The sequence below is a fragment of the Paenibacillus sp. 3LSP genome (assembly GCF_032465655.1).
Lineage (GTDB): Bacteria > Bacillota > Bacilli > Paenibacillales > Paenibacillaceae > Fontibacillus > Fontibacillus barengoltzii.
Map to the genome: position 1 here is coordinate 1 of NZ_JAWDJI010000223.1, position 13012 is coordinate 13012.

The 13012-nt window shown below is 50.7% G+C and carries 13 protein-coding genes; 12 read left to right on the top strand and 1 reads right to left on the bottom strand.

The window, feature by feature from the left end; translation table 11 throughout:
- Positions 1-48 precede the first annotated feature (48 nt).
- From RW092_RS19370 to RW092_RS19380, 3 genes are all read left to right on the top strand, one after another.
- Complete coding sequence (locus tag RW092_RS19370; RefSeq protein WP_316011020.1) at positions 49-459, top strand: VOC family protein; 411 nt, start codon at positions 49-51, stop codon at positions 457-459.
- Between the two features lie 154 nt (positions 460-613).
- Positions 614-1336, top strand: a complete 723-nt coding sequence (locus RW092_RS19375; RefSeq protein ID WP_009223249.1) for a YebC/PmpR family DNA-binding transcriptional regulator — start codon at positions 614-616, stop codon at positions 1334-1336.
- Positions 1337-1496: 160 nt separating this feature from the next.
- Positions 1497-2549 (top strand): UDP-N-acetylmuramate dehydrogenase, encoded by a 1053-nt coding sequence (locus RW092_RS19380; protein ID WP_316011014.1) that lies wholly within the window; start codon positions 1497-1499, stop codon positions 2547-2549.
- Between the two features lie 67 nt (positions 2550-2616).
- Here RW092_RS19380 and RW092_RS19385 read toward each other — a convergent pair whose 3' ends face one another.
- Positions 2617-3408 (bottom strand): IclR family transcriptional regulator, encoded by a 792-nt coding sequence (locus tag RW092_RS19385; protein ID WP_028539452.1) that lies wholly within the window; start codon positions 3406-3408, stop codon positions 2617-2619.
- A 293-nt stretch (positions 3409-3701) separates the two neighbouring features.
- Between RW092_RS19385 and pxpB the strand changes: the two genes are divergently transcribed.
- The 9 genes from pxpB (at position 3702) to RW092_RS19430 (ending at position 12821) form a co-directional block, all read left to right on the top strand.
- The gene (gene pxpB / locus RW092_RS19390) at positions 3702-4463 is read left to right on the top strand and encodes a 5-oxoprolinase subunit PxpB (protein ID WP_316011015.1); all 762 of its coding nucleotides are present in this window, start codon (positions 3702-3704) and stop codon (positions 4461-4463) included.
- Positions 4460-5479: a 5-oxoprolinase subunit C family protein gene (locus RW092_RS19395; RefSeq protein WP_316011016.1), complete on the top strand. Its 1020-nt coding sequence runs from the start codon at positions 4460-4462 to the stop codon at positions 5477-5479. The genes pxpB and RW092_RS19395 overlap by 4 nt, the downstream gene beginning before the upstream one ends.
- 68 nt (positions 5480-5547) lie before the next feature.
- Positions 5548-6324, top strand: coding sequence for an ABC transporter ATP-binding protein (locus RW092_RS19400; RefSeq protein WP_016312212.1), 777 nt, complete (start codon positions 5548-5550; stop codon positions 6322-6324).
- An 18-nt stretch (positions 6325-6342) separates the two neighbouring features.
- The gene (locus RW092_RS19405) at positions 6343-7149 is read left to right on the top strand and encodes an ABC transporter permease (protein WP_016312211.1); all 807 of its coding nucleotides are present in this window, start codon (positions 6343-6345) and stop codon (positions 7147-7149) included.
- A 91-nt stretch (positions 7150-7240) separates the two neighbouring features.
- On the top strand, positions 7241-8281 hold the full coding sequence (locus RW092_RS19410; RefSeq protein WP_316011017.1) for an ABC transporter substrate-binding protein: 1041 nt from the start codon (positions 7241-7243) through the stop codon (positions 8279-8281).
- 99 nt (positions 8282-8380) lie between these two features.
- Positions 8381-9808 carry a UbiD family decarboxylase gene (locus tag RW092_RS19415; protein WP_316011018.1) on the top strand — a complete coding sequence of 476 codons (1428 nt, stop codon included), beginning with the start codon at positions 8381-8383 and terminating at the stop codon, positions 9806-9808.
- A 131-nt stretch (positions 9809-9939) separates the two neighbouring features.
- Positions 9940-10722: a LamB/YcsF family protein gene (locus RW092_RS19420; protein ID WP_016312208.1), complete on the top strand. Its 783-nt coding sequence runs from the start codon at positions 9940-9942 to the stop codon at positions 10720-10722.
- Positions 10723-10745: 23 nt separating this feature from the next.
- Positions 10746-12446 carry an FAD-binding protein gene (locus RW092_RS19425; RefSeq protein ID WP_316011019.1) on the top strand — a complete coding sequence of 567 codons (1701 nt, stop codon included), beginning with the start codon at positions 10746-10748 and terminating at the stop codon, positions 12444-12446.
- A 63-nt stretch (positions 12447-12509) separates the two neighbouring features.
- Entirely contained in the window at positions 12510-12821 is a 312-nt protein-coding gene (locus RW092_RS19430) for a 2Fe-2S iron-sulfur cluster-binding protein (protein ID WP_028539460.1), read from the top strand.
- The last annotated feature ends 191 nt before the right edge of the window (positions 12822-13012 follow it).

A 13012-nucleotide genomic window follows, 5' to 3' on the forward strand; every position in this document is an offset into this window, starting at 1 on the left:
ATCTGATTTTGAATCCGTCACATTAGAACGATTTAGCAAATATCACGGATTCAGGTGAGTAATATTTTCGTAAACCTTCCTGTAAAAGACTTGCAGAGATCGATGAAATTCTTTCAATCGATCGGCTTTGAGTTTAATCCGCAATTTACCGATGAGAAGGCGGCTTGTTTGGTGATTGGTCCGAATATTTTCGCCATGCTGCTGACGGAGGAGTACTTCAAGTCGTTTACGAAGAAAGAAATCCCGGATACCTCGGGTCATTCGGAGGTCATCGTTGCCTTGTCGGCCGAGAGCCGTAATCAAGTGGACGAAATCGTGAACAAGGCGCTCGCCTCGGGCGGGAAGCCCTACAGCGATCCGGTTGACCACGGATTTATGTATACTTGGAGCTTCCAGGATCCGGACAGCCATCTCTGGGAAATCGTATTTATGGATCCGAGCGCTGTGCCATCGGAATAAAGAAGGATTATTCCATGCCCTATGTGAATTACATAGGGCATTTTTGCAATATTAAGTGCTAATATCATGGTCAACTAAACCTACAGCATTCATTGCCGCCAACTAAGTTGTTGGTTATAATAGTTGGGTAGATTATTAAGAAAGTGGGAAGAGTATGGGCCGCAAATGGAATAATATTAAAGAGAAAAAGGCTTCGAAAGACGCGAACACTAGTCGAATCTACGCGAAGTTCGGCGTTGAGATTTATGTAGCTGCCAAGAAGGGCGAGCCGGATCCGGAATCGAACCGTGCCTTGAAGGTCGTTCTTGAACGGGCGAAAACGTACAATGTGCCGAAGGCGATCATTGACCGGGCTCTCGATAAAGCGAAAGGCGCTACGGATGAAGTATATCAAGAGTTGCGTTATGAAGGCTTCGGCCCTAACGGCGCGATGGTCATTGTAGATACATTAACGAATAACGTAAACCGTACCGCACCGGAAGTACGCTCCGCATTTAATAAGAATGGCGGAAACATGGGCGTAAGCGGATCGGTATCTTATATGTTTGACGAAACAGCCGTCATCGGGATGGAAGGCAAATCGATTGATGAAGTGTTTGAAATCCTGATGGAAGCCGATCTTGAGGTGCGGGATATCATCGAAGAGGACGAGTCGGTGATCGTATATGCCGAACCCGATCAATTCCATGCCGTTCAAGAAGCGCTCAAGAACTCAGGGGTTACGGAGTTTACGGTAGCGGAACTGACGATGCTGCCTCAAAACTACGTTACTCTACCGAGTAAAGAAGTGGAAGCGCAGTTCGAGAAGTTGATCGATGCGTTGGAGGATCTGGAGGACGTACAGCAGGTTTATCACAACGTGGAATTTTCGGATTAAGCCCTCAGACGAGGCGATAAACAACGGGCTGATAAGAAGGACTCTTCTTTCAGCCCGTTTTTGATTGTTTGCGTAATACTTTAAACGATTCATTGACACTGAATCGCCCAACGACATAATATACATTACTGTTTAGGAAGCAGGTAGGAAGGGGCTTTATATGACAAGCTGGAATTTGGCTGGACTGCGAACACATCAGGCGTTGTCCCGTTATTCGACTTACGAAATCGGGGGAGAGGCCCGTTTTGTGGGAACGCCTCATTCAGTAGAACAATTGCAAGAGTTGCTGGAATTGGCTTATCGTCGCGGTATATCACCGATCTTTTTTGGCGGAGGATCCAATTTGCTGTTTCCCGATCAGCCGGATCCCGATGCACTGTTTCTGACCACTCGAGAAATGGTTGAGGTGAAGCTTGAAGGAGATCGGCTATACGTCTCGGCAGGGGTGCCGATGTCGATGTTGGCTGTGATCGGATATGGCCTGGGGATTACTGATTTTGATTTTACCTTTTTGCTGCCGGGAACGGTGGGCGGTGGAATTTATATGAATGCTAAATATTTTGACCGTCATATCAGCGATACGTTGGTCAAGGTTCATTATATCGATTTGCAACAGCCGGGTACCGTTCAAACCATCAGCCGCGAGGAATGCGAATTTGGGTATAAACAGTCGGTGTTCCAGCATAATCGAACGCGCTGGTTTATCGTTGGCGCTGAGTTTAAGCTCAGTTCTATCGCTCAAGCTGCCGATTTGACAGCGATCCCGGAGCTGGTTGCGCTTCAGGAAGGAAAGCTTCCGTCTCACCAATTACCGGAGTTTGCTTCGCATTTCATCACATGGTTGAAGACGAAGGAAGGGTTAGGGGGGCAAGATGCTGCGTTGACCCCGATGCGAAAGATTATTGAGGACCGAGTAGGGAAGATGCATTTCTCGTATCCTTCCTGTGGATCGGTGTTCAAAAACAACTATTCCGTTGGCGAGCCGATTGGGAAACTGGCGGATCGTCTTAACTTAAAAGGGGTTCAGCGCGGCAATGCACGGATTTCACCTGTTCACGGCAATGTCATTCAAAATGTGGGCGGGGCGACCGCGGCCGATGTGATCGAACTCATTCGTCACGTACAGGATGCCTTTGATCGGAATTACGGTTTTGTTCCCGAACCTGAAGTCGTGATCGTCGAAGGTCAGGCCACCCTACTTCAACAAGAATAACGTTTCATTACCTTAAAGCCCGTCTCGGCAGTCGCCGGGACGGGCTTGTTCTTGTTGGAAAGATAGGTTATTGCGATACCGCAATCGGTATGGACTGGGTATAACCTAATTTACGAGAAATTTCGTTAGCCGCTTGCTGGACTTCCTTAACCAGTTCTGGGATACGCTCTTCCTCAAACTGGACCTCCAATCCAGCAGCGCTGAGTGCAGCAATAATTTGCCCCGTATGATCAAAGATCGGAGCGCTTAACTCAGCCGTGTAGTTCTCCAATTCAGAACGGCTAAAGCTGTATCCTTCCTGACGGGAACGCTCCAGAATCTGACGCAGCTGCGCTTTGTCAGTGATTGTACCGGAGGCGATCCGTAGCAGTTCTGTGGCTTCGAGGTACTCCTCACGTTCTTCCTCCGGCATAAAAGCTAAGATGATGCGAGACGAAGCGCCGGCATACAACGGGGCTTTGCGACCAATTTTGGTGAATAGCCTTACGGGGTGATCCGTATCCAATTTCTCAATATAAATGCTTTCGTCTCCATCACGCAGCACGAGATGAATGGCTTCCTGAATTTCGTCACGTAACTGCTGCATGACCGGCAGGGCAATATGGCGGATATCTAATCGTTCGGCAACCAGGTTGCCGTATTGAAGAAAGAGTAGACCTAGCGAATAAAAACCTTCTGTATCTTTTTTCAAGAATCCCATTTCTTCCAATGATCCGATCATGCGCAGGACCGAAGTTTTAGGAATCCCCGATAACTTGGCCATCTCACTGATATTCAGCTTGGCGTGGGTCAGGAATAACTGAAGCAAATCCATGGACCTGACCACGGTTTTGTTCTTGTGTTTGGTGTTCTTTTGCACGGTATGCCTCCTGCATGGCCTCTAATTCGTTCTGTATTAGTATACAACGAATGGAAGATTGTTGAAAACCAAAAACGCTTACGGAAAATAATGCTTGATTTTTAACCAATTCCGACTATAATGATCGTATATATTGGACATTCGATTTTCGGATGTTCCGATCCGAATTACGGAACAAAATCTTTTAACGCTTTAGCGGAAAAAATCTTGATTTTTATGGAATTATAACTAACAATGATTTTAAACAGAAAATTCGTAATTCGGTATTATAAGTCCGAAATTCGGATAGGAGGATGGACATCATGTTTTCTCCGTCACCTGCTGAGTTTCCCATCATCACTCCGCTCGGAGATTCGGCGTTAATTGTGACATTTGGTGATTCAATTCAAACAAGCACGCATTTAAAGGTAAGGCAGTTGGCGGAATATTTGGAGCATCACCCTTTTCCTTGGATGATCGAGACCGTTCCGGCTTTTACGTCGGTGACCATATATTATGACCTCATGAAGCTCTTGGAAGAAGCGGAGAAGCATGAGGACAGAGTTCGCACACTGACTCCATACCAGTTCGCTGCCGAGCTCGTGTCCAAGTTGATTCACACACTGCAAGACATTAAAGCATCACCAGAAAGAATCGTTGAAATTCCTGTTTGCTACGGAGGGGAGTGGGGGCCGGATTTAGAAATGGTCGCTTCTCACAATGGTCTAACCCCTCAAGAAGTGATCAATATTCATACATCTGCAGATTATCTGGTTTATATGCTTGGATTCGCTCCTGGCTTCGCCTATTTAGGAGGAATGTCTAAACGCATTGCCACCCCGCGTCGGGAAACACCTCGTTTGTCCATACCGGCCGGTACCGTGGGCATTGCCGGAGATCAGACAGGAGTTTATCCCATTGACACCCCAGGCGGCTGGCAGTTGATCGGAAAAACACCGATCGAATTGTTTAAGCCTCAGCAAATGCCGCCAACTTTGCTGCAGGCGGGAGATATCGTCCGCTTCTACTCGATCACCCGTGAACAATTTGAAGCATGGGAGGAGTTGGAACGATGAGTCTCTTGATCGAAAAACCCGGGTTGCTAACTACGGTTCAGGATTTGGGAAGGTTTGGTGTTCAGAAGTATGGCGTGATCGTTGGCGGTGCGATGGATCCCTTCGCTTTACGCATTGCGAACTTACTGGTTGGGAATGCGGAAGGGGAGGCCGGGCTGGAAATTACGCTGCTAGGTCCCGTCATCCACTTTGAGCAGACGACGCTGATCTCACTTTGTGGAGGTGATTTATCCCCTAAGCTGAATGGAGTACCCGTTCCGTTATGGAGGACCGTCCTGGCGCCTAAGGGAAGCACGCTGACCTTCGGTCCGGCGAAATTAGGCTGTCGCGCATATTTGGCAGTAGGGGGCGGCATCGATGTTCCGATTCAGATGAACAGCCGTTCGACTTATTTACGAGCAGGCATCGGCGGTTATGAAGGTCGGGCGCTTGCAGCCGGCGACCGATTAACGCTCGGGGAGATCAGTCCCCTTGGCTCTCATTTTCTTGGTTTACTCGCCAGAGAGGCAAGCAAGGATAGCGGCGCGGTCAGCCGATGGGCGGTCTTTCCGCAAATGCTACCGAAATATGCCGCTAATCCAACTGTGCAGCTGATTCCAGGGGAAGAATACGAATTGTTCCAAGAATCCAGCCGTCACGATTTATGGCAAGAGGAATTTGCGGTTTTGCCGCAGTCCGACCGGATGGGTTACCGTTTCAAAGGCCGTGAGTTAAAGCTGGAGCAGTCGAAAGAGATGATCTCCTCGGCCGTGACAATGGGAACTGTACAGGTACCACCTGACGGGAACCCGATTATTTTGATGGCGGATCGCCAAACAACCGGAGGATATCCCAAAATTTCGCAAGTCGCGAGTGTAGATTTGCCGTTGCTTGCACAGGCCAGCTTAGGGGCTCGGGTGCGATTCCGCAAGATCACCTTGGAAGAGGCCCAGCAGCAAATGATCGAGCGGGAACTCTCGATTCAAACGCTGCGAGAGGGGCTGCATCAGCTGGAGATATCAGGGCGCAAATCTTGATCAGGGACTTGGACCGGCATGCATAATCAGACATCATGAATGGAAAATTCAGTATGGAGGAATTTATTATGGAGAACAATAGCCATCCAAAACTCGAAATTCGGGATTTGCGTGTAGAGTACGACTCCAAGGGCCAACGCACCGTTGCTTTGGAGAACGTTCAGCTTAAGGTGGAAGACGGCGAATTCGTATCGGTTGTAGGTCCGAGCGGCTGTGGAAAATCAACCTTGCTGAAAGTGGTGTCTGGGTTGCTGAAGCCGGCTGGCGGCCATGCCTTTTTGGATGGTCAAGAAATCCAGGGTGTGCCTAGCCAGGTTGGAATGGTGTTCCAAAACGATGCGTTGCTCCCGTGGAAAAGCGTCATCGACAACGTCCGCTTACCGTTAGAAATCAAAGGGATTGCGAAAGACAAGCAAGTGGAAGAAGCTAACCGACTTCTCAAAATGGTTGGACTTGATGGCTTCGGCAGTTACCATCCGAAGGAGCTATCGGGCGGAATGCGTAAACGGGTAGCTCTGGCACGGACCTTCGCTTACGACCCCGAAATCTATTTGATGGACGAGCCGTTTGGACCACTCGATGCGCAGACCCGGGTGAAAATTGGGGAAGAATTCCTACAGCTGTGGGAGAACGTCGGAAAAAGCGTGCTCTTTATCACTCATGATATCGAAGAGGCGATTGCACTGTCTGATCGGGTGATCGTGATGACCTCCAGGCCCGGGCGAATCAAAGCAGAGTTTAAAGTGAATTTGCAACGACCGCGTCCATTTTACGAGATCCGATTTGATCCCGAGTTCAAAGAGCTGCAGAAAGAAATCTGGGCCCAAATGTCTGACGGGGAATAGAGAGGAGGAATCATCAATATGGCAGCAAAAACATCAACCCCATCGGAAAGCTCTCCTTCCCCTAAGGCAGGACGCGGGAATCGCAGCGCCACCGTATGGATCGGCAGATTGGTCGTATTTATCGTCATTATCGGATTATGGGAGCTGTTGTCGGGTACGGCATTTAATTCTTTTTGGCTAAGTAAGCCGTCCCTGATTGTGAAGCGAATTATCGACATGACCGCAAACGGGGATCTTTGGTTCCACATGAGCATTACGCTGCAGGAATCCATCGTAGGTCTTATCATCGGGATGCTTGGAGGTACTTTACTGGGGATTCTGCTTGCGTTCAGCGGGATATTTCAAAAATGGGTGTATCCGTACATCATGGCTTTGTACAGCTTGCCCCGGGTATCGCTGGCACCGCTCTTTATCGTTTGGTTTGGGATCGGAATGACCTCGAAGATTTTGATGGTTGTGGCAATGGTTATCTTCGTCGCTTTTTACAATGCTTATGAAGGTGTGCGGAACATCGACAAAGACTTAATGGATATGATGAGCACGTTTAAGGCGAAATGGACGCATAAGCTTCGCTGGGTTGTACTTCCATCGATTACGGTTTGGATTCTAACCAGCTTGCGGCTGAATATCGGCATGGCTCTGATCGGATCAGTTATCGCTGAATTGGTTGGCTCCAATCGGGGGCTTGGATATTACATCACCTATTCGTCCAACATGCTGGATACGACAGGTATTTTTACAGGCCTTGTCCTCATCATGATTATCGCCGTTGTCTTGGAACAAATTATCGTTCAGGTTGAGCGGCGGCTGCTGAAATATCGTTAAGGGCTGAACTCCAAATTATTTCACCCCATGAAATAAAAATGGAGCAACCATACATTTAGAAAGAAAGCGATTATTCAAGGAGGGGAATCACATGAAAAAAACAAAAATGCTCCTGGCAACGCTGCTGGTTCTGACGATGGCTTTGGTCAGTGCGTGCGGAAGCAACAACAATGCGGCTTCTGGAGGGAATAACGCTGGCGCGAACAATGCGGCAACAGGAAGCAATGAAGATGCTGGCAATGCTACTCAACCAGAAAACGTCAAAATTCGCGTAGGTCTGGTGGGCGGCGGCATGACGCCAATTATTGCGCAAATCGGGATTAATGATGGCTCTTACGAGAAAGCCGGAATTACGATCGAGAAGCAAAGCTTCACGTCCGGCGCGGATATGGTACAAGCCTTGGTTGGCGGCAGCTTGGACATCGTATTGGGTTCTTATGAACACGTCTTAAGACAGCAAAAGAACGGTCTGGGCGTGAAAGCTTACGGCGAAATTTACAATGGCGTAGGTTATTCGCTGGTTGTGAAGAACGATGCTCCGTATCAGAAGCTGGAAGATTTGAAGGGAACGACGCTGGCTGTAACCAAGGTTGGCAGTTTGTCCGACACAGGGTTGCGTGAAGGTTTGAAAGCAGCCAATATCGACCCGGACAAAGACGTACAAATCATCAATGGCGGCAGCGGCGCTACGATGCTGGCTGCCATTGAAAGCGGCAAAGCTGCTGGTGGTATGGTGTCCGAGCCAACGATTTCGCAAATGTTAGCTACCGGGAACTACCGGGTGCTGTATGACCCGCCGTATGATTTTGCCGGTATCACGGTTATGGCCAAAACGGATTGGGTTGAGAAAAATCAGGATGCGATGAAGCGATTCCTTCAAGTCAGCAATGAAGTGAATGAACGCGTGCAGAAGGATCCGGCCTCCGCAGTAGAAGCAATGCTGCAAGAGTTCGATCAAATTCCAGCCGACGTGATGGAAACGGCCGTTAAAAATCAGCTGGCGAAAGTGCCGGCAGGACTTAAAGTAACTGAGGAAGGCGCAAAAAACGTCACGAAGACGCAAATCGAAGCAGGCGTTCTTGAGAAAGAAATTCCGTTTGAAGATACGGTGGACCTTTCGTTGCTTCCTTAAGACATATTAGAATCGGGTGAACAACGCGCGCTTATACCGTGCGTTTTCGCCCGATTTATTTCACAACTGACGATATTAGAGAAAGAAGGCGATCCGCTCATGGCCAAAGATTTAAGAACCTATCTTGGACAATTAACGCAGTTTGATGCAAATAGCGTCAAGCTTGTCGACACGGAGGTTGATCCACGTTTTGGCATTACCGCGTATGCTGCGGCATTGGCGGAGAAAGGCGATTACCCGGCCTTGCTCTTCAATAAGGTGAAGGGCGCACAAATGGCGTGTATTTCCAATCTGCTGACCTCGTACGAGCGCGTCGCCCTCTATTTAGGATGTGAGGTCCAAGACATTCCGCGGGTATATGGCGAGAAATTGCAGCAACCGATTGAACCCGTGGTCGTAGACCGCGCTGCTGCTACAGTGAAGGAAAACGTGATTGAAGAAGCAGACGTCGACCTGTCCAAACTGCCAATTCCCGTACACAACGAGATGGATGGCGGTCCATATTTATCGGCGGGTGTGATGATTATCCGCGATCCCGAATCCGGGCTGATTAATGCGGGGATCTATCGTCACCAAATTTTCAACGAACGCGACATGGGGGTGTGGTTCCTTGGAGCACACCACGGAGGATTGATTTACAAAAAGTATAAAAAACAAGGCAAGCCGGCTCCAATCGCAATTGCATTAGGCCATCATCCCGGATTCATCATGGGAGCGGTTTCCCGGGTTCAAGGGATCGGCGGGGAATACGAAGCGGCTGGCGCATTAATGGGCGAACCTCTGGAACTGGTGAAGGCGGATACGTCTGATCTGCTCGTCCCAGCGCATGCGGAGATCATTCTGGAAGGTGAGATTTTGCCGGATAACGATCATAGCGAAGGGCCGTTCGGCGAATGGCCGGGCCATTATCTCGGCGGAGGCTCGGTACCTACGATCCGCATCAAACGGATTACATACCGGAATCATGCGATCTTCCAAGATATTGTTGCATCGGGTCGAGAGCATTTGGTTGTGGGCGGAGTGCCGCGTTCAGGAAGTATTTATCACACGGCGAAAAAAATCGTGCCAGGTCTCAAAACGGTAAACGTTCCTTTCTATGCCCGCATGAACTGTTATTTGTCGATTCAGAAGGAAAAAGATGCGGACGTGAAAAAAGCGGCTTTTGCAGCGCTGAACACCGAGCCGGAGAATTTACGTCATATCGTCGTGGTGGACGAGGACATCGACGTGTTTAATGGGGAAGAGGTGGCTTGGGCGATTGGCACACGGTTTGATGCGGAGCGCGATTTGCTGGTCATCCCGCGTTGGAACGGTCCTGGTGGTTTACTTCCGACGAACTGGGAGTACAACGCCGAAGGCAAGAACACACCGCGCATGTCCAGCGCTGTAATCGTAGACGCCACCAAACCGGCTCCGCCAGTAATCTTTCCGAAACGCGCCGTTGTTCCAAAGGAACACGTCGAGTTGGCCGATTTGGCTTCGCTGCGCGAACTGTCGGCCGAAGAGAAAACCAACTGGCAAATCTAAAGCTTGTAGCCTCAACCGACAGAAGACGGAGAAGATCACTTCCGTTGTCCATTCTGCCGTTTGAGGCTGGTTTGTTTCATAGTTAATGCCATGAATTAATCCCATTAATGAATTGTGAGAGGAGCATCAGCATGAGTAATGTAGTGGATTTGAACTGTGATATGGGCGAGAGCTTTGGCGCTTATAAGCTGGGCAGAGACAGCGAAGTGTTGAAATTTGTGACTTCAGCAAATATCGCTTGCGGTTTCCATGCCGGCGACCCGGCGACGATGCGCAAGACCGTGAAGCTGGCATTGGACCATGGCGTGGCTTTAGGGGCACATCCAGGCTTGCAGGATTTGATTGGATTTGGCCGTCGCGATATGGATCTGTCTCCGCAAGAGGCTTATGACATCGCGGTGTATCAGATTGGTGCACTTTGGGGATTCGTTCGCGCGGAAGGGGCGAAGCTGCAGCATGTCAAAGCCCATGGTTCCTTCTACAACATGGCTGCGCGGAACGCCGGTTTGGCAGAAGCGATTGCAGAAGCGGTATATAAGATCGATCCCGAGTTGATCCTGTTTGGACTTGCCGGCAGCGAGCTGATTAAGGCCGGGAAAAAAATCGGGTTGCGTACCGCGAGTGAAGTCTTCTCCGACCGGACGTACCAATCCGACGGTTCACTCACCTCGCGCCGTTTGCCGGATGCTCTGATTACGGATGAGGAGCAATCGGTGAAACAAGTCATTCGGATGGTTGCCGAAGGCAAAGTCATGTCACAGCAGAACGTCGATGTGGATATCGAAGCGGATACGATTTGTATTCATGGTGACGGCATCCATGCCGTGGAGTTTGCTGAAAAAATCCGCACTTCATTAACGGCTGCGGGGATTACGGTGCAACCGGTAGGGATCACGCTGGCGCAACAAGCGTAAGCGCAGAAGGAGGAGACAACAGGATGGAACCATTACATTTACAGACGGATGTGTTGGTTGTCGGATCCGGAGCCGCCGGGTTGATGGCAGCCCGAGCGGCGGCCGATGAAGGCGCGCGCGTGATATTGACCGACAAGAGCTTAATCAGCCGGGGCGGAGCGACGATTTTGGCGCAGATGACCGTGGCGGTGGCATTGGGCGAAGCAGAAGAGGACAGCACGGAAATTCATTTTGAGGACACGATGAAGGGAAGCCGGGGCTTGGCTGATCCCAAAATCGTTCGCGCTGTCGTCGAACGGGGACCCGAGGTGATTCTCGAAGCGGAAGGTTACGGCGTCAAGTGGGCTCGTACGCCGGATGGCAAGCGTTCTCAGGCGTTTGCTCCAGGGCATTCCAAAGCCCGCTGCGTCTACGTGGATATTTTGAATACGGGCGGTGCTACAGCGGCCGGTTTAAAGAAGGCGATATGGAAGGATGAGAAGATCCAACGCCTGAAGAACGTGATGATCACGAAAGTTGTTGTTGAAAATGGACGGGCCGTTGGTGCCATCGGCTTCGAGATGGAGGAGTACCGCCCGATTAGTATCGCGGCTTCATCAGTCATTTTGGCTACAGGTGGATTAACGGAGGTCTTTGAGCGCAACAGTGCATCGGCGAACATGACCGGCGATGGATTCGTACTGGCAGCCGAGGCAGGTGCCGAAGTGCGCGATATGGAGATGGTGCAGTTCTTCCCGATCGCGCACCTATTCCCGCCGCTCGTTGGCATCGATCCAATCATGTGGGATCCGTTCCGCTATAAGCTGGGCGGTCGTTTGCTGAACGGGTTTAAAGAAGAATTTATGGATAAATACAACGGCGAAGTTGCCGGAAAATACACGGCGGCGCGTGACCAAACGACGCTGGCGATTTTCCGGGAGGTGGAGGCTGGCCGCGGCACGCCGCACGGCGGGGCGTATCTCGACTTCACGATGGTGCCGGAGGACAAGCTGAAGGAAGCGTTTGGCCCGGTCATCGATATTTTGCGGAATCAAGGCGTGGATTTGACCAAGGATATGGTGGAAGTAGCCCCAATGGCGCACTTTATGCTCGGCGGCGTACGCGTGGACGAAGCAATGCGCACAAGGGTACCGGGTCTGCTCGCATCGGGAGAGTTGATTTATGGCATGCATGGTGCGAATCGCTTATCCGGCAATGCCATCACCGAAGCACTGGTTACCGGGCGAATTGCCGGTGAAACTGCCGCACGCGAGAAAAGCGATGCACTGGATGAAGCTGCTGTGCGTCAAGCCTTTGAGCGGGAGATGGAGCGGTTAACGCAATTTTGGCATCCTACCCCGGTTGAGCGGGATTCTGCCTCGCTCCAAGCGTTTAAACGCAAGCTGCAGAAGGTGATGTGGAAGGGTGCTGGTCCGCTTCGTACGGAAAGCGGCTTGAAGGAAGCGTTGACGGAGCTTAAGGCGCTGGGCAGCGAGCTGGACCGCATCTCGCTGGCGAAGCCGGGCAAATTTGCGCTGTCCCTGTTCGAGAAGCTGGAAGCCGCCAATATGCTGAAAGTCAGCGAAGCGATTGTACTTGGCGCCCTGGAACGCAAAGAGACGCGCGGTGCCCATGTACGATTGGATTACGACGAAACGCTCAGCCAACCGTCCAGCTACAGCTATGTCTTAAATGAGGCAGGGGATTGGGTCGTCACCGAGGTTCCGCTGCCGGCGGGCAGCTAACGGAGACGGACGAGATCAAACGAGCCGGCAAGACGGTTCCGAATGAAGGGAGAATAAGGAACAATGGCAACAGTGACTTTAAACGTAGTTCGCGGCGATGCAGAAAGCGGCGCTTCCTTTGAGAAATACGAAGTTCCATTTCGTGACGGGATGAGCCTGCTGGATGCGATCTTTTGGATTCGGGAGCATGTCGACCCGTCCTTTTCGGTACGGTATTCCTGCCGTTCCGCCAACGCCTGCAAAGAATGCTCGGCGTTTGTGGATGGCAAACCTGGTTACTTGTGCAGCATTCGCGCTGTTCCGGGCAGTGAGGTTAAGATTGAGCCGCTGACCGGCCGTCCGTGGATCAAGGATTTGGCAACCGCCTTGGAGTAGACATCATCATATTTACATGAAGGAGGGGCAATTATGGCCTGGCTACAGCCCCGCAGTTTAGACGAAGCGCTTGAGCTGCTTCGGGAGCGGAATCCCCGTATCGTGTGCGGGGGAACCGATTTGTTCGTGAACGCGCAGCGTAAATCCTATGAGTCGGAGCACACCGACTGGCTCGATATCCGGCGCGTGCC